Consider the following 20,410-nt stretch of genomic DNA (forward strand, 5'->3'; position numbering starts at 1 on the left):
CATCAGGGCCTGGAAACTTAAAATTTTGGGGTAATGTTAAATCTTTAAATATCGGCTTAATTCGCTGGATTTTTGATAGCTTGCGTATTGAGTTTTGGCGATTGACCTTGAGTAGATGCCTCTACAGACGCTTGCAAATTCACCATAAAGATCGCCAATGCAGCAATAACACCGGGAATGGCTATCACCAAGAAGTTCATTTGATGCGGCAAATTCATGGTTAACAGTGCCCCTGTAAGCACAGGTCCAACGATTGCACCAATTCGTCCAATACCCGATGCCCAGCCCATACCTGTAGAACGTACCGTGGTTGGGTAGTATTGTGCGACAAAGGTATAAAGTAGGATTTGCGAACCGATGGTAGCTGCGCCTGCTACAGCAATTAAGGTATACAGAACCATTTGCGGACTGTTAAAGCCCAGTAAGATTAAAGCCAATGCGCCACACATGAACATGATGCTTAGTACTTTCTTGATATGGAATCGGTCTGCCAAAGCACCTCCACCAATAGCACCTACCATTCCACCAATATTCAGTGCAAAGAGGAAAATCATACTTGCACCTAGCGAATAGCCAGCTTGAATCATCAATTTTGGTAACCAACTTCCAAGTGCATAAACCATCAATAAGCACATGAAAAATGCAATCCAGAACATGAACGTACTGAAACTACGGCCTTGTTGAAATAATGCTTTTAACGGAGCTTTGTCTTCTTCAGAAACTTCATTGAGTACAAATTGAGTATCCGTTGTGAGGACATGTTCAGGGGCAATTTTTGAGACAATCGTTCGAGTCGTATCTGTTTGATGCTTCGAGGTTAAATACATCAATGACTCAGGGAGGAATTTCCAAATTAAAGGCAGTGCAAGACATGGAATAATCGCAATATAAAACATGATTTTCCAGCCATATACTGGCACTAACCAAGCTCCCAATAATGCTGAAGCCATACCACCAATGGCATAACCACTAAACATTAGTGCAACCAAGGTGCTGCGTATACGTTTTGGCGCGTATTCTGTCATTAATGCCACAACGTTCGGCATAACGCCACCGATGCCTAGACCGGCAAGAAAGCGTAAAATACCAAACTCAACTGGAGTACTTGCAAAAGCGCCGCAGAAGGTAAAACCACTAAAAATACCGACGCAGATCATAATGGTTTTTTTACGACCAATTTTATCGGACAGTGTGCCAAAACACATTGCACCAAACATCATGCCAAATAAAGCCGTACTTGCCAGTAAGCCCGCTTGTACCGCAGATAATGACCATTCTTGCATCAACAACGGTAAGGCAACGCCATAGATCACCAAGTCATAACCGTCAAAAATAATAATCAAAAGACACCAAATCAAAACACCCCAATGAAATGGCGTAAATTTGGCTTCATCAACCAAGGTATTAATATTAATTTTCTGGTTTTGCATAGCCCACCTCCTAATTGTGAAGCTTGTAAAATTCGCTTTTCACAATGAATAAGTCGGTGCTTAATGTCCAAAACCGATTAGGCATGTTTGTATACCTAAAAAGTTGAATACAAATTAATCCCTTCATTCCGCTTTATTTAAATAGATCATTTCATAACTGCAGTTCATCTGAACGTCTATCAACACATTATTTAAAACACAGCACGATCATATGGAATCGCTTCTAAATCATACACTTGATAAACACTATCAAATAAACCACGAATATCTTCGCTTTCATCCATATTACGCACAGCCATAAATACAGGGCTTATCGCGGCTTCATCTAAGATAGGAACAAATGTTAAATGTGTTAATTGCACACTTTGGGCACTCATTGGGGTGATACAAACCCCTTCATTCGCTGCAACAAAGCCCAAGGCCAGTTGTAATTCACGTACTTCACGTACTTTTTTAGGTTCCAAACCATACTCTGAAAATATGCCACGCACTTGGGTCGAAAAATTCGGTTTATTGTGATTTGGGTAAAAAATCAATTGTTGATCGATCAGATCTGCAAGATAGACTCCTTCCTTTTTTTGTGCCAAAGGATGACTAGCGTGTAAGGCAACTACTAAGCGTTCTTCACGCAGTAAAACCCGTTTAATTGCAGGGTCTGAAATACGCAAACGCCCAAAGCCGACATCTATACGACCTTCCTTTAATGCTTTGATTTGTTCTGTGGTGGCCATTTCCTCCATTTCTATTTTTAAATGTGGATGTTGTTGTTTAAATAAGTACAAAATATTCGAGAGTAAACCAAACAATAAAGAGCTCACAAAACCGATTGTCACTGTTCTTTCTGTCAAACCGATTCGTTTCGTCATTGATTTAATTTCTTCTGCATTAGACAAAAGTTTTAAAGCATGATGATAAAAAAATTGGCCTGCTTCTGTAGTCTTAAGCGGACGGCTACCGCGTTCAAATAACTGAATTCCAAGCTCATGTTCCAAATTTTGAATCTGCCGACTCAAAGGTGGTTGAGCTATATATAGTTTTTCTGCCGCTTTGGTAAAACTCTGCTCTTCAACCACCGCGACAAAGTATCTTAAGTGTCTTAGTTCCATGGCTATCAATACCTATTAAGTATAATAAAATGCAAATTTGATCTTCGACGTGAAGATTTTATTCTTTTAAGGTATATCACATAGACAGGATTAAGCAAATTTAATCCCATCCAACAGATCAAAAACATCGTGCAGCCCATACCTGAAAGAAACTTCAGCTGCTACACGAAACAACTTAAAAAGTATTGTTAGACAACCAAACAAGGAACGTGGCAGCCAAAGACCTCTTTTATCGAGTGATAGCCACCCATACTTAAATGCATACTTAAGGAGATATAGTATGAACCGTCAAGAGATTGATGTTCTGGTTAAACAAATGAACGTAGATACAGCAACAGGGCCTGTTGACCAACGTGTACAACAAGTTGTGGTACGTTTATTGGGTGATTTATTCCAAGCGATTGAAGATCTAGATATTACTCAAACTGAACTATGGAAAGGTCTAGAGTATTTTACAGATGCGGGTCAAGCGAACGAATTAGGTCTTTTAGCCGCTGGTTTAGGTTTAGAGCACTATCTAGATTTACGTGCCGATGAAGCTGATGCGAAAGCAGGTATTACAGGTGGTACACCACGTACCATTGAAGGCCCTTTATATGTAGCTGGCGCACCTGAATCAGTTGGCTTTGCTCGTATGGATGATGGTACGGAAACCGATAAAATTCCAACCCTGTTTATTGAAGGTACAGTAACAGATACCGAAGGCAACATCATTGAAGGCGCTAAAGTTGAAATTTGGCATGCCAACAGCCTGGGTAACTATTCTTTCTTTGATAAGTCACAATCTGACTTTAACCTTCGCCGTACGATTCTTTCTGACCAAGACGGTAAATATGTTGCACAAACCACGATGCCAGTTGGTTATGGCTGCCCTCCAGAAGGTACAACTCAATTTGTTTTAGACAAATTAGGCCGTCATGGTAACCGTCCATCACATGTACATTATTTTATCTCTGCACCAGGTTACCGCAAGCTAACTACTCAATTCAACATCGAAGGTGACAAATACCTTTGGGACGACTTTGCCTTTGCAACTCGTGATGGTCTGGTAGCAACTGCTGTTGATATCACAGACGAAGCTGAAATTGCGCGTCGTGGTCTAAACCAACCGTTTAAGCACATTAGCTTTAATGTTGAGTTAGTTAAAGAACAAGCCGCAGCACCAAATACTGAAGTTGATCGTCGACGCGCTAGCGCTTAATTACTCACTCAAAGGAAGCCGAGCTGTCTCATCCAAGTTTGACAACTCGGCGACTATCCCCTCATTGGACAGTCGGAGAATGGACATGCCACGTATTCCTGTAATTAACACCAGCCATCTAGATCGTATTGATGAACTTCTTGTCGATAATTTTGATACTGGTGAATTTAAACTGCACCGCTCAGTATTTACCGATCAAGCGTTGTTTGATCTTGAAATGAAATACATTTTTGAAGGTAACTGGGTGTATTTGGCACATGAAAGCCAAATTCCAAATAACAATGATTATTACACGACTCATATCGGTCGCCAGCCCATTATCATTGCACGTAACCGTAATGGTGAACTGAATGCCATGATCAATGCCTGCTCACACCGTGGCGCACAGTTATGTCGTTATAAAAAAGGCAATAAAGCAACCTACACCTGTCCATTCCATGGTTGGACTTTTAATAACTCAGGTAAATTGCTCAAAGTTAAAGACCCTGCCGAAGCGGGTTATTCAGATTGCTTTAACCAAAATGGTTCACATGACTTGAAAAAAGTCGCGCGCTTTGAAAGTTATAAAGGCTTTTTATTTGGTAGCTTAAATCCTGATGTGCCAAGCCTTGAAGAATTCTTAGGTGAAACCACCAAAATTATCGACATGATCGAAGGTCAGTCGGAAAACGGTTTGGAAGTTTTACGTGGTTCATCTACCTATACCTATGAAGGTAACTGGAAACTGACAGCTGAAAATGGCGCAGATGGCTATCACGTTTCAGCCGTGCATTGGAACTATGCAGCCACCACACAGCACCGTAAAGAAGCACAAGCAGCGGATAATATTCGTGCTATGAGTGCGGGTTCTTGGGGCAAGCAAGGTGGTGGTTCTTATGGTTTTGACAGTGGTCACATGTTGTTATGGACCCAATGGGCAAACCCAGAAGACCGTCCAAACTTTAGCAAAGCCGATGAATATACCGAAAAATTTGGCGCGCCGATGTCGAAATGGATGATCGAACGTTCACGTAACCTATGTCTTTATCCAAACGTTTATTTGATGGATCAATTCGGTTCACAAATTCGCGTTTTACGCCCGATTTCTGTCAATAAAACTGAAGTCACCATTTACTGTATCGCCCCTGTCGGTGAAGAGCCAGAAGCACGTACACGTCGTATTCGTCAATATGAAGACTTCTTTAATGCTTCAGGCATGGCAACACCTGACGATTTAGAAGAATTCCGTGCCTGCCAAGCCGGTTATGCAGGGATTGAACTGGAATGGAACGACATGTGCCGTGGTTCAAAACACTGGATTCATGGACCAGATGATGCAGCCAATGAAATTGGATTAAAACCGCTTTTAAGTGGCATCAAAACCGAAGATGAAGGTCTTTACCTTGCTCAGCATCAATATTGGTTAAAAACCATGAAACACGCTATTGCTGAAGAAAAAGAACTAGCTGAACAAGTTGCAAATGAACAAGGAGATGTCGCATGAATGCAACTGCACATTTAGACAGCGTAAGCATTGAAGCTGTATCTCAGTTCCTCTACCGCGAAGCGCGTTTTTTAGATGATGAAAAGTGGGATGAGTGGCTAGAGTGCTATGCCCCATCTGCATCATTTTGGATGCCGGCTTGGGATGACGATGACCGCCTAACGGAAGATCCGCAGTCTGAGATTTCTTTGATTTATTATCCAGACCGTCAAGGTTTAGAAGACCGTGTCTTCCGCATTAAAACTGAGCGTTCATCTGCCACGATGCCGGATACACGAACCAGCCATAACATTAATAACGTCGAGATTATTGAACGTGATGGTGACAAAGTGACGGTGCGTTTTAACTGGAACACCTTAAGTTTCCGCTACAAAACTAACTATAGCTACTTTGGCATGTCACGTTATGAAATTGATTTTTCAGGCGAGCAGCCAAAAATCCTCAGCAAATATGTAGTTCTTAAAAACGATTATATCAACCAAGTTATTGATATTTATCACCTCTAAAAGCTTATTTCACTAAGCAAGGTTTAACTTTCAGCCAGAAGGATATTTGGCTGAAAGGACACGTTATACCAGATTTTCAAAAGGATATTCAGCCATGTCAAACCATAATGTTGCACTTCAATTTGAAGATGGCGTTACTCGTTTTATTAGTGTTGCTCAAGGTGAAACCCTATCCGACGCAGCCTATCGTCAAAAAATCAATATCCCTCTAGATTGCCGTGATGGCGCATGTGGGACATGCCGTGCATTTTGTGAGTCGGGTACTTACGACATGCCTGAAGAATCTTATATCGAAGACGCTTTAACCCCCGAAGAAGCTGAGCAAGGTTATATTTTAGCTTGCCAATGTCGTCCTAGTTCAGATGCGGTTTTCCAAATCAGTGCATCATCTGACGTGTGTAAAACTGAAATTCATGAGTTTCAAGGCACATTGTCACGTGTTGAAAATATGTCGGATTCTACGATTACCTTTGATATTCAACTGGATGAAGGTCAACCGGACATTAACTTCTTGGCAGGTCAATACGTCAATGTCGGCATTCCGGGGACTGAAGAAACTCGTTCGTATTCGTTTAGTTCAAAGCCGGGCAATCGTTTAACAGGCTTCGTGGTTCGTAATGTCCCTGAAGGAAAAATGAGTACCTTCCTGAGTGCCGATGCGAAAGCCGGCGACAAAATGACCTTCAAAGGACCTTTTGGTAGTTTTTATCTGCGTAATGTTGTCCGCCCTGTGGTCATGCTTGCAGGTGGTACAGGTATTGCGCCGTTTATGTCCATGTTACAAGTGCTTGAAGAAAAAGGTTCTGAACAACCTGTTCGTCTTGTATTTGGCGTAACCAATGACTTTGACATCGTGGCAAAAGACAAGCTCGATGAATTACAAAACAAACTCCCGTGGTTCGAATACCGTACTGTGGTCGCTCACCCTGAGTCACAGCATGAACGTAAAGGCTATGTGACCAGTCATGTTGAAAAAGATTGGTTAAACAATGGCGATGTGGATATTTACCTCTGTGGTCCTGTGCCGATGGTCGAAGCTGTACGTGGCTGGTTAGATACCGAAGGCGTTAAACCTGCAAACTTCTTGTTTGAAAAATTCTCAGCGAATTAAGGGAGAATAGTTTAATGTCAGAACAAGCCAGATTTAACAATAAAGTTGTCATCGTTACCGGTGCCGCTCAAGGTATCGGTCGTGGAGTGGCACTACAAGTGGCTCGAGAAGGCGCTCAAGTAGTATTGGCAGATCTCTCAGATTTTGTTGAAGATACGCTGAACGATATTCAAGCCCATAATGGCGATGCCATTATTGTTAAAGCCAATCTTGAAACATATGCAGGCGCTCAATCAGTTGCTACCCAAGCCATTGAAAAATATGGCCGAATTGATATCTTGATCAATAACGTCGGAGGTGCGATTTGGATGAAGCCCTTCCAAGAGTTTTCAGAAGAAGAAATCATTAAGGAAGTTAATCGTTCATTATTTCCAACCCTCTGGTGCTGCCGAGCCGTGTTACCTGAAATGATTCAAAATCAGCAAGGGACAATTGTAAATGTATCTTCTATTGCAACCCGTGGTATTAACCGTGTGCCATATTCAGCGTCAAAAGGTGGGGTTAATGGCTTAACCGCTGCTCTCGCTTTTGAACATGCCAAAGATGGTATTCGAGTCAATGCCGTAGCCACAGGTGGCACAGAAGCCCCACCACGAAAAGTACCAAGAAATACCAATCCATTGTCAGATCATGAAAAACAATGGATGCAAGACGTGGTCGATCAAACCATTGACCGTACATTCTTAGGACGCTATGGCACAATTCAGGAACAAGTGAATGCCATCTTATTTTTGGCATCCGATGATTCATCTTATATGACAGGAACAGTCGTCCCTGTTGGTGGTGGAGATCAAGGTTAAACGCTATACCGTCATTGGTTTAATTCAACAGGCTCATTGACATAGTCGCATGGAGGCAAAAGCGATGGCACCCCTGTTAAAAACATTAAAAGAAGATTGGTCGATCTCAGCGACGGTTGCAGGATTTTTAGCCGTGCTGATCTCCTATTCAGGTCCACTGATTATTTTTTTCCAAGCCGCACAAAAAGCCCAAGTCTCCCCAGCCATGATGATTTCATGGATTTGGGGGATTTCTATTGGCGCAGCACTGGCGGGTATTTATCTCTCTATTAAATATAAAACCCCGGTGATTACCGCGTGGTCAGCGCCCGGTACGGCTCTTTTAGTCACGCTCTTTCCGAATATTTCGCTGAATGAAGCCATAGCGGCTTATATCACGTCTGCTATTGTTATTTTTTTGATTGGCATCACCGGCTATTTTGACAAACTCCTAAAATGGATTCCTCAAGATGTCGCTGCGGGAATGATGGCAGGTATTTTATTTCAGTTTGGGCTTGGACTGTTCACTGCTACAGATAGTATGCCGATCATTGTCTTTGGCATGTTACTGGTCTTTCTCATATCGAAAAGACTATCGCCACGCTACGCGATGATTTGGGTCTTGCTAACTGGTGTTGTCCTGAGTTTTACATTAGGGAAAATCAATCCTGTTGATGTAAATTTTCAGCTCGCTATACCACAGTTTATTGCTCCAACTTGGACTTGGAACACAACTTTAAATTTGGCAATTCCCTTAATTTTAGTCAGTCTGAGTGGTCAATTCCTTCCGGGGATGGCGATCATGAAACTCAGTGGATATGACACGCCAGCCAAGCCCATTATCACTGCGACCAGTATTGCCTCGCTCGCTGTAGCATGTGTCGGCGGCATTACCATTGTTTTAGCGTCTATTACCGCAGCCATGTGTATGGGCAAAGATGCACATGAACTAAAAGAAAAACGTTATATAGCTGGTATTGCCAATGGTATTTTTTATATTTTAGGCGGCTTATTTGCAGGCAGTATTGTCATGTTATTTAGCCTATTACCTAAAGAGTTGGTCGCTGCACTTGCAGGTTTAGCGTTATTAGGTGCGATTGGAACAAACACGTCCGTTGCGATGAAAAATGAGGCCAACCGTGATGCGGCGCTAATCACTTTTTTAGCGACAGCCTCAGGTATGCATTTTTTAGGGCTAAGCTCAGTATTTTGGGGGATTTGTATCGGTGTCGCTGCACATGTCATTTTGACCAAACGAGTAGCCACACAAGCACCAACGAGTAGCCACACAAGCACCGATGACAACGACTCAAGATTCTAAAAGTTCATAATGTCCAAACGCATTGTCAATACAAAGAAGATGGAACACTACATCTTCTTTGTTTAATCGAAAACTCAATTTTTTGATTTTCTTGTCATTTAAACTTAAAAATTCAATATTCGAAATTAAGAGCTCTATAGGATAAAAAAGGGATCATGTTGCATCATCCCTTTTTTACTTATCTTTGAATTATTTACGTTTTTTCTTACCACTAAGTAGATCTATGGCTTGGGCATAACGTGTAGGTGCAATTCGCTGAATTAAATCAATAATTTTGGCATCATTACCAATTAAAACTCGACGTTTATTCTGCTTTACCGCATCTAAAATGACTTTTGCTGCGACTTCAGGCGGTGTTTTTAGCACTTTATTAAATGCTTTGGTTGCCCTATCTGGGTTCATCCCTAACGCACGAATACTGTCACTCATACGCGCGCTATCTGCAATATTGGTTCGAATCCCACCCGGATGCACGCAAGTTGCGCTGACTCCAGCATTTTCCAAGTCTAATTCTTGGCGTAAAGATTCAGTAAAACCTCGTACCGCAAACTTCGTTGCATTATAGGCACTTTGAGTCGGTTGAGCCGTCAAACCAAATAAGCTGGAAATATTAACTATATGTCCATCGCCACTTTGTTTTAAATACGGTAAAAATGCTTTTGTCCCATATACCACGCCCCAGAAATTAATATTCATAATCCACTCAATTTCATCATAATGCATACCTTCTACAGTACTGGCTAACGCGACACCTGCATTATTAAAGATCAAATTGACCTGGCCAAATTCAGCTTGGGTTGCAGCCGCCCATTGCTCTACAGCGGCACGATCAGACACATCTAATTGGGTCTGAATTATTTTCACACCGGTGTGCTTAATCATTTCAGCCGTTTGTGCAAGACCGTCAAGGTTGCGATCACTTAATGCTAGATGCGCACCTGATTGAGCCAGTTGAATGGCTAACTGCTGCCCAATACCTGAACCTGCTCCAGTAATGGCTGCGACTTTGTTGTTAAAATTTTTCATCGTTATTCCTATACACACTTAATCTCGTTCAGTGAACAAGCTGCATTTTCATATTATTCATAACACAAGCTTAACGAGAACTGATCTATGAATGAAATGATTTTATTTAATTGTAAAATATGAATGCTATACATAGCTCTTTAGCGTTATTGCTTCAAATCAAATTAATGTAATTCAACATGATTAGAGCAAAAATTGAAAACTTAAATGAGCCTTTTAGCTCCGGCTTTTTTTGGGATTGTAGCTCTAAATTTTTCAGCTCAAACAGCGTTTGATATTTATAAAAGTGATACAAATCCCAAATGTTATAAACAAAGCTCAACATTTATTCTATTTTTCTACACGATCCAGATTCTACATATTCAAAATCAGTATATAAAATCCACAATATATACTTATTTTTTTGTGAATATAGCCCTTGAAGACAACAAGGCTGATGCTTTGTAATTTTCCAAGTCTTGTGTATCCACCCTTTGGAAGATCAGGGATGCACATCTCTTACTATGTTCAATAGAGGTTCTAAAATGATAAAAACAACTCTTAGCCTAATCGGTTTGTCACTGGTGTCTAGCTTAGCTTTGGCTGCTGATCCATTGCATGGTACTAAATGGAAAACCATCGATGACCAAACCAAAAAACCTTTATCTGTAGTTCAATTTAATGAAACATCAAAGGGCGTTTTATCTGCAAAAATCGTGGATGTACTCACCCCAGGTGAAGCAGAAAACTGCCAAAAATGTGTTGGTAAATTCCACAATAAACCATTACTCGGTGTACAAATCGTGAATGGTTTGAAAAATACCGGTAAAAATACCTATGACGGCGGTAAAATTACTGACCCGAAAAATGGTAAAACCTATAGTTTCAATGCCAAAATGTCGAATGACGGCAAGACCTTGAATGGTCGTGGCTATATTGGTGTATCTGCGCTTGGACGCAGCCAAACATGGATACGTGTAAACTAATCCTTTATGTACAAAGTCAAAAGCGGCTCGATTGAGTCGCTTTTTTTGTATGAAAACCAAGAATGAAATTATTCGAAAATAAAAATTAAACGGTATAACGTTTACTTAGCCCCCATTCGGCTAATATGCGACGATAGGTTGTGGATGAGCGATCTGCTTCGAAATGCGCCTCCATACTGATATCCAGTGGCAATTCCTCAGGTTTTTGACTTTCCACCATGTCCTGATCTTCAGCAAAAATTTGTGCATTAAAATCATAAACTGCTTGTAAATCTCCTGTGGTATCAAAATTTCGAGTTAAAGGTACAAATAAACGGGTTTTATTATGCGATACAGGACAACAGGCATTTAATATTTTCAACACCCCATTTTCAGGAAAATCGATGGTTAAAATTGCTGAAAATGGTGGATAGACATCAAATGTTCTTTTCCATAAAAAATCTTCTGGCGCTAAATGTTGTAAGCCATGCGGATAATTACTCACATCACTGAGATATTCTGTATGTAGTCCATAGTCCGTACGTACTGTGGAATATTTTTGTACTTTAGGATTTTCACGGTCTGCAAAGCTCTCATGATGCACCCATGCGAAATGTGCAACATCAATAAAGCCTTCGAGCTGACGCCCACTTGAACCACCAATATCTACATAAGGTGGCAATATAGATTGGTGCTGCTCTGTATCCCACGTGTCTAAATCTGGAAAATTGGCCGTAGATTCATCGCGGTTAAATAAACTGGTCCACACCAATCCATATTTCAATACGACTGGAAATTTAGTTAATGAAAAACGCTCTGAAATTTGTGTCAGCTCAGGCTGTGCAGGAATTTTTACACACTTTCCTGCACCGTTATAATGTAGACCATGATATGGACAAATAATATCTTCACCCTTGACCCAGCCTTTGGTTAATGGCACCCCACGATGTGGACAGATATCACGAACCAAATGAATTTTTCCACTTTCAGTTTGATACAACGCCATTTTTACATCGAGTAATTGCACTTGTTGCGGTTCAATCGAAACATCTTCTACACATGCAACGGGATACCAATGCTGCGCCAAAATATTCCAGTCGTTAGCATCAAATGTACTGCACTGAGGTTGGGTAAATAAATTGAGTACTGGAATGGCATTCATAGTTCATCTCGACAATTGCAATATTTCTTTCGCATTTAGCGCTATTTAAATTTTGCTAAATCCTTATTTTCTAAGTCGAAATTAAATTCTAAACACATTTCTGTCTATTAGAATGATTTGCATAGATTGTTCTGTTTTTTAGAACATTAAGCATTGAACCCTGCTTGATTTGATAAAGCTGGCATGAATATCGCTTAAAATACATAACATTATGATTCGCTATTTACGCGATAGAGATTGAAGCCTGTATGTCGATTACTTTTTCTAGATTTTCTGAATATTTTATGGCGGTTGCACGGACTGGAAGTCTACGCAAAGCTGCTGAACAACTTTTTATTTCAGTCTCGGCAGTACATCGACAAATCGTTTTGGCAGAGGAAGAACTGGGGGTTACCCTATTTGAACGACTACCTCAGGGCTTAAAACTGACGCTTGCGGGTGAATTACTGTATGCCGATTTATTAAAATGGCAAAAAGAATATCAACTGACGCGAACTCGATTTGATGAAATCCAAGGCTTAAACCGTGGAAACATTGAAATGGGTTTTATTGCGGCTTTGAATGATAGCTTTGTTGTCGACTGTATTCAAAAGATGGCTGAAACTTATCCGTGGATCAACCTCAACATCAGCATGAATAGCAGTGAAGATATTTCCAGAAAAATCGTTGATGCAGAATTAGATTTTGGCATTATTTTAAATCCTAAAAGCCATAGCCAATTAGAGATTTTATCCTTTATAGAAATTCCGTTGGGCTTTGTGATGTCGCCGCATCATACCCTGGGTGGAATGGATAAAATTTATCTTTCAGATACGTTAAATGAACGGCATATTTTGCCGAGTGATCCACTCATTATTAGTGAATATGTACAGACTTTATATAAACATCATAAGTTTAGTCCTATTCAAAAGATCGAATGTAATGACATTAGAATGATACTGTCATTGATTCAACAACAATTAGGCATCAGTTTGATGTCATATATGGATGCTTTGCCATTGCTTGAGAATAATAAGATTATTTTTAAACCGATCCGTGAAAAAGGTTTGCACAGTTTGACCATTGCTTTATGTGTCGCATCGAAGCGCCAAACTTCTCGAATTTCTCAGATCATGATTAATCATTTGGTGGAAAAAATGGAAGAAATTAAAATCAATTTAAAATCCATGACCCCCTAAAACCAATATTTTGGCGTTGTAATAGCAAATAATTATTTAAAAAAAGCCAGTGCGAATAACCCGTACTGGCTGCTGAAAGCTAAAGTTTTATTAGTTTATTTTTTTAATCCAATGGATTGCCTACAATATTACTAATGATGCCTTTCATAATATGATTGCCTTGTTCTTTACGCAGTTCTGCATACCATTCACGCGTCACACTTTCATCTTTCATATGCGTCACATCACAACGTTTACGCGCTCGCAGAACCAATTCATTAGCACGTTCATTACGTTTATTTTGATAACGACGCAATGAATCTTGTAAGCCCAAAGTATTGATTTGCAAAGAACGAGCTAAATAAATTGCATCTTCCATTGCTTGGCAACCACCTTGTCCAATATCAGGCGTTGTGCTGTGTGCTGCATCACCCACTATCACCACACGACCTTTGTAGAAATCTGCAAAAGGTTCAATATCATGAATTTCTACCCGATTGGTTTTTTTGGCATCTACAGCATCAATTAGCTTTTGAACCGGTTCACACCAACCTTTAAAGTATTCTTTAAATAAGGCCTTATATTGTGTGCGGTCATTTTCTAAGCCTGCTGCCAAAGGTACATCAAAGAAGAAATAGAATCGGTTGTCGGCAACGGGCATCAGCGAAACGCGCTTACCTTCTCCTACAAATGTCGTCCATTGATCTGCCGCAGCAAATTCTTCTGAAATATCGACTAAACCGTTCCAATTGACATAACCTGCATAGCGGCGCTCAACTTGTTCCCCCAATACATACACCCGTGTCAGTGAATGTGTACCATCTGCACCAACCAATAAATCAGCCTGAACCTTACTTCCATCGGTAAAACGGGTGATCACCTGATCATCTTGTTCTGAGAAGCTCACCATTTTTTTGCCTAGATGAATATTCTCACGGCCAAACTCATCCATGAGCATATTTTGTAAGTCTGCACGTGAAACAGGATATGGTCTCTGTCCAACTTCTTCAATTAAAGGAAACAGACTAAACTGCGTCATAACATCGCCAGTTAAACCATCGATATAGGCTAAGTGATCCATCTTGCCACCGAGCTTTTCGACTTGTTCGGTTAGCCCCAAATAGTTCAAACATTTGACACCGTTAGACCATAAAGAAATAGCGGCTCCAACAGGTAAAATTTGTTCTGCCTGTTCATAGATGGTTACTTGGTGTCCAAATTTTTTCAAAGCGATCCCTGTCGTTAGGCCCGCCATACCTGCACCAATAATTGTAATGTCCATCTATAACTCCCCTGTGTTTTTTTAAATATCTTTCTCCTAAAAAGCGAAAAGCATGCCATTTTTTCAAACAAACAATAAAAAAATCTAAAGTTGGCACACGCTGTGCTTCTAAACACGTGTAAATGCTTGTTTTTATCAAATGTTAAATTTTTAACACTAAAAACAAAATGCATATGTTTTAAATGAAAATAGTGAATGGATTTTATATATGGCGACTTTACTCGCACCAAGTTTTGATATTCCTGCACAATTACAGACACTTACAAATTTAGCAGATGACCGTATTGGTGCAAAAATACTTGAATGTTCAGATGATTTTTTTGCAGAAGCAAAACGCATGCTTCAATTTAATGCACCTATCTTCGTCGAAGATAAATTTGATGATCATGGCAAATGGATGGATGGTTGGGAAACGCGTCGTAAACGCCATGCAGGTTATGATTGGGCAATCATCCAACTCGGTGTTGCTGGACGAATTCAAGCCTTAGATATTGATACAACATTCTTTACAGGGAATTATCCAGCTTCCGCATCAGTTGAAGCCTGTTTTGCACCAAGTGGTGAGCTAGCACAGGCAGCATGGGTCAATATCTTAGACAATACCGTATTGGGCCCGAGCCAACACCATATATTGAAGGTCTCAAATGATCAAGTTTTTACCCATGTACGTTTAAATATATATCCAGACGGCGGTATTGCACGATTTAAAGTCTATGGTGAAGTTCAGTTTCAAATTCAAGACAGTACGAGCACATTAGACCTCGTTGCACTAGAAAATGGTGGACGTGTTATTGCTTATAGTGATGCTCATTTTGGACATCCACGAAACTTAATTAACCCTGGTCGCGGCATCAATATGGGAGATGGTTGGGAAACTAAACGTCGCCGTGCACCAGGTTTTGACTGGTGTATTTTGGGTTTGGGTCAATCTGGTGCAATAGAGAAAATTGATATTGATACTGCCCATTTTAAAGGCAACTTCCCTGCGCAAGTGTCCATACAAGCTATTTATGTGGAAGATGCCACTGACCCTCAACTGATTCCGCAAAGTATGTTCTGGCCGTTTTTGCTCGACGCACAAGACATGCAGATGGATCATATTCATAGCTTTGTCAGTGAGATTTTAAAGCATGAAAAAATATCGCATATCCGCATCAATATGATTCCTGACGGGGGGATTAGTCGCATACGGTTATGGGGAAAAATACATCCTTAATTGCAATATTGATAAAATAGGAAGCCTTCGTGCTTCCTATGTGTATGGTTTCAATTTTTTTAATTAAATGCCCTATAAGATATCTAAACATGACACACAGCATAAAAATACAAGCTCTAAGTATTGAAGGCTTTGCACCTTTTGGTGAGGTTATTTGTACGACTGGACATGATTTTTTCCACATCAATGACGCACATACAGAGCGATATCATGCCCTCGTAGAAACAGAAATTTCAGCTGATGCGGTTGCTGGAATTAGCATCTTTAGAAATATCAAAACCACTGAATTGCCATTTACGATTTCGATGTTAGAGCGTCATCCCAACGGTTCACAAGCGTTTATTCCAATGCAAGCGCAGGCTTTTTTAGTGGTAGTTGCACCTGCGTTGGATGATCACAGCCCCGATCTTACACAGCTATGTGCTTTCATCACTGATGGTAGCCAAGGAGTCAACTATCGTGCAGGAACATGGCATCATCCTCTCCTGACACTCGAAGCACCAAGTAGCTTTGCCGTCATCGATCGTATTGGGACTGGGCATAATTGTGATGTGTTCCAGTTCCCAATGCCTATTCACATTTCAAATTAATGTATTTAGCTTAAATACTTAGAGTTAAATAGACTAAAAACCATCTAACCATCTAACCATCTAACCATCTAACCATCTAACCATCTAACCATCTAACCATCTAACCATCTAACCATCTAACCATCTAACCATCTAACCATCTAACCATCTAACCATCTAACCATCTGTTAATACATAATTTATTTCACCTCTTGATATAGTTTAATTAAAAAATATCGCAATAAAAAAGCCCTCTACTTCGAGGGCTTTATTGTTCGATACAAACTATATTCTATGAATCATCGTATGGTTCAAGACCCAAGATCTGCCATGATTAATGATGCACATCTATCGCCATGCTTGGGTTTTTAACCTGATCTTTGCTCATATTCACTTCTTTATTTTTAAATAAATTCAAATGATTGAACACAATATTTAAAATAATCGCCATCAAACAAGTTGAACTAATACCTGAGTGAAAGAGTGTTTGCACCCATTTCGGGAAGTTTGCATAGAAAGAATGATCGATAATTGGAATCATCCCTGCTGCAATTGCAGTCGCAACAATGATGAGGTTCTTTTGCTCGTTATAGTCAATTTTCGCCAAGGTACGAATACCACTTGCCGCAACCGTTCCAAACAAAACTAAACCAGCACCACCTAATACAGGGACTGGAATCGCTGCAATCAGTCGCCCCATAATTGGTAGAACGCCTAATACGACTAAAATCATTCCACCCGCAGCGACAACAAAGCGACTTTTCACGCCTGTAATCGCGACTAAACCGACATTTTGTGCAAAAGCACTTTGCATGAATGAACCGAAAATTGGCGCTGCTGCACTAGATAGCATATCTGCACGTAAGCCATTGGTAATACGCTCAGCATCCACTTTGGTACCTACAATTTCCCCGACAGCAATAATGTCTGCCGTCGTTTCAGTCATAATCACTAAAGTCACGATCAGCATGGCAATAATGGCACTTATCTCAAAAGTTGGCATACCGAAAGCAAAGAAGCTTGGAAATTGAATCCAGTTACCATGTGCAACTTTAGAAAAATCGCCAAAGCCAAAGGCATAAGCGAGCACTGTACCGAAGACAATGGCCAACAAAATAGATAAACGTCGGATGGTTGCATTACGTGTTAAATTCAGCGCAATCACGATACCCAAAGTTAAAAATGCCAAGCTGATGTTCTCAGCACTTCCCCAGTCTGGTGCTTTATTATTGCCCCCCATCATCCAGCGTACCGCTACAGGAAGCAATGAGAGACCAATCACGGTGATCACACAGCCAGTTACAATCGGTGGGAAAAAACGAATAATTTTTGAAAAATAAGGTGCTAGAAAAAAGCCAACCAAGGATGCAACAATCACCGCGCCATAAACAGCAGAAAGCCCACCGCCTGCGGTTACTATGGCAATCATCGTCGCCACACCTGCAAATGAAACCCCTTGAACTAAGGGTAATTTTGCACCGATATATTTCACACCTACGGTTTGTAGGATGGTCGCCAAGCCACCGACAAAAAGCGCTGCCGCAATCAATAAACCGATTTGCGCAGGTTCAAGTCCCGCGGCTGTACCAATAATCAATGGCGGAGCGATAATACCGCCATACATGGTTAATACATGCTGTAAACCATAGGCAAGGCTTTTCCCTGCGCCTAAATATTCATGTTCTGGTGAATCTGTTTTATCTTGTTCTGTCATTTTTATATCCCCTATTTTTTAACTTTGCTCTTAGCTGCCACGATACGTTGAATATGCAAATGGGCTGATGAGTAAAGGAATATGAAAATGCTGCGAGGCATCTTTTACATAAAAATGAATCACAGCTTTCGGAAAAAAGGTTTCGGTATTTAAAGTCTGAAAATATTCAGCAGTCGCAAATTCAAGGCTATAAGCACCTGCTGTAAAGTCCTTCAGCGCAAAATCATTGACGCGACCATCTGCATTGGTTTGGGCTGAACCTAGTAACTCTCCGTGTGCATTAAATAATTGAATGTGGACATTCGCTGCAGGTTTACCCAGATTGGTATCTAAAATATGTGAGCTAATCATGCGCTAAGCTCCTGTTTTAATCTTAATAAGGCAATTTCAGCCAATTGATGATGAACAATTCGTTTTTCAGTTTCAGGATCATTCAATAATCGATATTGCAGTGCCTGTAGTACATCTTCACTACTAAGGCCAGAGGCTTTGATTAAAAAGAGATAACCATACTTTTTCTCATACGCGATATTGCCTTTGAGCAATGCAAATTGAGTTTCTTCATCTGCTGAAATTTTAGACTGTTCTCGATTTGAAAATTGTTGTTCAAAACTACTTAATTCAGCCTGCGCCTTTTTTTCACCAATCCGGGGATGGTTATCCAAAGCATTTTTGATTTCATCCCAAGTCCAAGCATTTGCAGCTTTTACTGCTTGATCTGTGATTTGCGTGACAGAGGTATAAGGGCGCTGCGCCACAATGTGTTCTGCCCAGCTTTCAATTTGCACACAGTGCTTTAAAAAAGTTTTTACATCTGCTTCGGATGCTTTATTAAATTCAACAAGTTGCACTATAAAATCGCCTAAAATTATTGAATGATTGTTCAAATTTAGTTTTGCAATATCAGTGCCAACCTAGGTCTATGATGTCAGTTACCTAAGTACAGGCCTAAAAAAAGAGGAGCTAAGCTCCTCTTTATCCAAATATTTTTTTATTAGACTGCATGATGTGTATACCAATGTTCCGCGATATCACCACGGCGACAGATCCAGACTTTTTCATGTGATTGCACATAATCTAAGAATCGTTGTAGTGCTTTAAAACGGCCTGGTCGCCCTAAAATACGACAATGCATCCCAATCGATAACATTTTTGGCGCGCTTTCACCTTCTTCATATAGCACATCAAAAGCATCTTTAAGATATTGATAAAATTGTTCACCACTGTTGAAACCACCCGGTGAACAAAACTTCATATCATTGCTTTCGAGTGTATAAGGAATAATTAAATGAGGACGGGTTAGACCATTTTCATTCGTCAAATGACTCCAAAAAGGTAAATCATCACCATAGTGATCACAGTCATATTTAATTTGCGGAAATTCAGCCAATAGCTGACGTGTGTTGGGACTGTCACGCCCTGTGTACCAGCCAATAGGCGTCTTTCCAAATAAAGCTTCAAGCACACTAATCGCTTGATCCATGTGCTGACGTTCCAGCTCTATCGGCATATCCTGATAATGTAACCAGCGTTGACCATGTGAAACGACATCATAGTTGGCTTGTTTGATCGCTTCGACGATATAAGGATTGCGCGCTAAAGCCATACCAACGCCAAAGACCGTCATAGGTAAATCACGTTTTTTAAATTCTTCATGAATCCGCCAAAAACCGGCTCTGGAGCCATATTCATACATCGAGTCCATCGACATATGTTTGGCAGGAAAACTGGCCGCTCCAATAATATCGGATAAGAATTGTTCTGATCCTGCATCCCCATGTTCGATATGGTTTTCTCCACCCTCTTCATAGTTCAACACAAACTGCACTGCGATACGTGCCTGATTAGGCCATACGACTTGAGGTACATCGCCATGATATCCAATTAGATCTCTGGAATAATCCTGTTGTTGGATCTGGTCAATTAAGTCTTGCCCGCGTAAGTAGCCTGTAGTCACTTCAACTTCCTAATTTGTTATATCAAACAGTAAAAAATTAGGTAGAAGCAAGCAAATTATGCGCCAATATCGTAGACGGCTAAATAACTTTTCATATCAATGACCATTGCCTTTTTTTTAAATATTGAATGGTTGCCCTGAATCATCTGCAATGATTGAAATTTGCCAAATTTCATCTATTTCTGGAAAATTCTGATGCAGTTGATCAATGAAATAGTAATAACCCGGTGTATTTTCGGCAATATAAATGATTGTATTTGAACACAATATATAGAGTTGAATCTCATCAATGGTTCCAATATTTTGGCGTACGACATCTATAAGTCTCCATTAAAAAGTAAACATGTATTCTTTTCCGAATAGGTTTGATACTTTCTCAACCCATTGCTCTATTTTGTCAGCTGCCATGACTTGAAAATCTCGCCAATAATATTTCATCTGCTTCC

General features: G+C 40.3%; 21 protein-coding genes and 1 pseudogene. 11 read left to right on the forward strand and 11 right to left on the reverse strand.

Features of this window, described 5'->3' with window-relative positions; genetic code table 11:
* Nucleotides 1-56: 56 nt before the first annotated feature.
* Together FTT85_RS12210 and FTT85_RS12215 are read right to left on the reverse strand one after the other, a co-directional pair.
* Nucleotides 57-1,430 carry an MFS transporter gene (locus FTT85_RS12210; protein ID WP_180027178.1) on the reverse strand — a complete coding sequence of 458 codons (1,374 nt, stop codon included), beginning with the start codon at nucleotides 1,428-1,430 and terminating at the stop codon, nucleotides 57-59.
* Between the two features lie 191 nt (nucleotides 1,431-1,621).
* Nucleotides 1,622-2,536 carry a LysR family transcriptional regulator gene (locus FTT85_RS12215; RefSeq protein WP_180022865.1) on the reverse strand — a complete coding sequence of 305 codons (915 nt, stop codon included), beginning with the start codon at nucleotides 2,534-2,536 and terminating at the stop codon, nucleotides 1,622-1,624.
* Nucleotides 2,537-2,816: 280 nt separating this feature from the next.
* Here FTT85_RS12215 and catA point away from each other — a divergent pair, with 280 nt between their 5' ends.
* The 6 genes from catA (at nucleotide 2,817) to benE (ending at nucleotide 8,937) form a co-directional block, all read left to right on the forward strand.
* On the forward strand, nucleotides 2,817-3,737 hold the full coding sequence (gene catA / locus FTT85_RS12220; RefSeq protein ID WP_078193335.1) for a catechol 1,2-dioxygenase: 921 nt from the start codon (nucleotides 2,817-2,819) through the stop codon (nucleotides 3,735-3,737).
* Between the two features lie 85 nt (nucleotides 3,738-3,822).
* Nucleotides 3,823-5,220: a benzoate 1,2-dioxygenase large subunit gene (gene benA / locus FTT85_RS12225; RefSeq protein WP_180027181.1), complete on the forward strand. Its 1,398-nt coding sequence runs from the start codon at nucleotides 3,823-3,825 to the stop codon at nucleotides 5,218-5,220.
* Nucleotides 5,217-5,726 (forward strand): benzoate 1,2-dioxygenase small subunit, encoded by a 510-nt coding sequence (gene benB, locus FTT85_RS12230; RefSeq protein WP_180079092.1) that lies wholly within the window; start codon nucleotides 5,217-5,219, stop codon nucleotides 5,724-5,726. Before benA ends, benB begins: the two co-directional genes overlap by 4 nt.
* A gap of 94 nt (nucleotides 5,727-5,820) precedes the next feature.
* Nucleotides 5,821-6,837 (forward strand): benzoate 1,2-dioxygenase electron transfer component BenC, encoded by a 1,017-nt coding sequence (gene benC, locus FTT85_RS12235; protein WP_180011803.1) that lies wholly within the window; start codon nucleotides 5,821-5,823, stop codon nucleotides 6,835-6,837.
* Nucleotides 6,838-6,851: 14 nt separating this feature from the next.
* Complete coding sequence (benD, locus tag FTT85_RS12240; RefSeq protein ID WP_180041616.1) at nucleotides 6,852-7,637, forward strand: benzoate diol dehydrogenase BenD; 786 nt, start codon at nucleotides 6,852-6,854, stop codon at nucleotides 7,635-7,637.
* Nucleotides 7,638-7,701: 64 nt separating this feature from the next.
* Nucleotides 7,702-8,937, forward strand: a complete 1,236-nt coding sequence (gene benE, locus FTT85_RS12245) for a benzoate/H(+) symporter BenE (protein ID WP_180183636.1) — start codon at nucleotides 7,702-7,704, stop codon at nucleotides 8,935-8,937.
* 189 nt (nucleotides 8,938-9,126) lie between these two features.
* Here benE and FTT85_RS12250 read toward each other — a convergent pair whose 3' ends face one another.
* Nucleotides 9,127-9,963 carry an SDR family oxidoreductase gene (locus FTT85_RS12250; RefSeq protein WP_180183637.1) on the reverse strand — a complete coding sequence of 279 codons (837 nt, stop codon included), beginning with the start codon at nucleotides 9,961-9,963 and terminating at the stop codon, nucleotides 9,127-9,129.
* 207 nt (nucleotides 9,964-10,170) lie between these two features.
* On the opposite strand from FTT85_RS12250, the gene FTT85_RS18565 reads away from it, so the two are divergent.
* Both FTT85_RS18565 and FTT85_RS12255 read left to right on the forward strand, forming a co-directional pair.
* Complete coding sequence (locus FTT85_RS18565) at nucleotides 10,171-10,410, forward strand: hypothetical protein (RefSeq protein WP_218955468.1); 240 nt, start codon at nucleotides 10,171-10,173, stop codon at nucleotides 10,408-10,410.
* Nucleotides 10,411-10,487: 77 nt separating this feature from the next.
* Entirely contained in the window at nucleotides 10,488-10,928 is a 441-nt protein-coding gene (locus FTT85_RS12255; RefSeq protein ID WP_168379617.1) for a DUF2147 domain-containing protein, read from the forward strand.
* A gap of 85 nt (nucleotides 10,929-11,013) precedes the next feature.
* On the opposite strand, the gene FTT85_RS12260 is transcribed toward FTT85_RS12255, so the two are convergent.
* Nucleotides 11,014-12,069, reverse strand: coding sequence for an aromatic ring-hydroxylating dioxygenase subunit alpha (locus FTT85_RS12260; RefSeq protein ID WP_180183638.1), 1,056 nt, complete (start codon nucleotides 12,067-12,069; stop codon nucleotides 11,014-11,016).
* 248 nt (nucleotides 12,070-12,317) lie between these two features.
* Between FTT85_RS12260 and FTT85_RS12265 the strand changes: the two genes are divergently transcribed.
* Complete coding sequence (locus FTT85_RS12265) at nucleotides 12,318-13,247, forward strand: LysR family transcriptional regulator (RefSeq protein ID WP_180183639.1); 930 nt, start codon at nucleotides 12,318-12,320, stop codon at nucleotides 13,245-13,247.
* A gap of 103 nt (nucleotides 13,248-13,350) precedes the next feature.
* Here the strand turns inward: FTT85_RS12265 and hpxO are convergent, their stop codons facing one another.
* Entirely contained in the window at nucleotides 13,351-14,508 is a 1,158-nt protein-coding gene (gene hpxO / locus FTT85_RS12270; RefSeq protein WP_180183640.1) for an FAD-dependent urate hydroxylase HpxO, read from the reverse strand.
* 208 nt (nucleotides 14,509-14,716) lie between these two features.
* Here hpxO and alc point away from each other — a divergent pair, with 208 nt between their 5' ends.
* Together alc and FTT85_RS12280 are read left to right on the forward strand one after the other, a co-directional pair.
* Entirely contained in the window at nucleotides 14,717-15,724 is a 1,008-nt protein-coding gene (gene alc / locus FTT85_RS12275; protein ID WP_180183641.1) for an allantoicase, read from the forward strand.
* An 89-nt stretch (nucleotides 15,725-15,813) separates the two neighbouring features.
* Nucleotides 15,814-16,314: an ureidoglycolate lyase gene (locus tag FTT85_RS12280; protein ID WP_180183642.1), complete on the forward strand. Its 501-nt coding sequence runs from the start codon at nucleotides 15,814-15,816 to the stop codon at nucleotides 16,312-16,314.
* Between the two features lie 313 nt (nucleotides 16,315-16,627).
* Here FTT85_RS12280 and FTT85_RS12285 read toward each other — a convergent pair whose 3' ends face one another.
* The 6 genes and pseudogenes from FTT85_RS12285 to FTT85_RS12305 form a co-directional block, all read right to left on the reverse strand.
* Nucleotides 16,628-18,007: a nucleobase:cation symporter-2 family protein gene (locus FTT85_RS12285; RefSeq protein WP_180183643.1), complete on the reverse strand. Its 1,380-nt coding sequence runs from the start codon at nucleotides 18,005-18,007 to the stop codon at nucleotides 16,628-16,630.
* A gap of 30 nt (nucleotides 18,008-18,037) precedes the next feature.
* Nucleotides 18,038-18,358, reverse strand: a complete 321-nt coding sequence (gene uraH, locus FTT85_RS12290; RefSeq protein ID WP_168379624.1) for a hydroxyisourate hydrolase — start codon at nucleotides 18,356-18,358, stop codon at nucleotides 18,038-18,040.
* Nucleotides 18,355-18,858, reverse strand: a complete 504-nt coding sequence (gene uraD, locus FTT85_RS12295) for a 2-oxo-4-hydroxy-4-carboxy-5-ureidoimidazoline decarboxylase (RefSeq protein ID WP_180183644.1) — start codon at nucleotides 18,856-18,858, stop codon at nucleotides 18,355-18,357. Before uraD ends, uraH begins: the two co-directional genes overlap by 4 nt.
* 143 nt (nucleotides 18,859-19,001) lie before the next feature.
* Nucleotides 19,002-19,964 carry an allantoinase PuuE gene (gene puuE, locus FTT85_RS12300; protein WP_180183645.1) on the reverse strand — a complete coding sequence of 321 codons (963 nt, stop codon included), beginning with the start codon at nucleotides 19,962-19,964 and terminating at the stop codon, nucleotides 19,002-19,004.
* Nucleotides 19,965-20,081: 117 nt separating this feature from the next.
* Nucleotides 20,082-20,231, reverse strand: a complete 150-nt coding sequence (locus tag FTT85_RS18570) for a hypothetical protein (RefSeq protein ID WP_218955470.1) — start codon at nucleotides 20,229-20,231, stop codon at nucleotides 20,082-20,084.
* A 63-nt stretch (nucleotides 20,232-20,294) separates the two neighbouring features.
* Nucleotides 20,295-20,410: pseudogene (locus tag FTT85_RS12305) on the reverse strand (transposase); the annotation flags it as partial.

The sequence above is a fragment of the Acinetobacter sp. YH01020 genome (assembly GCF_013420275.1).
Lineage (GTDB): Bacteria > Pseudomonadota > Gammaproteobacteria > Pseudomonadales > Moraxellaceae > Acinetobacter > Acinetobacter amyesii.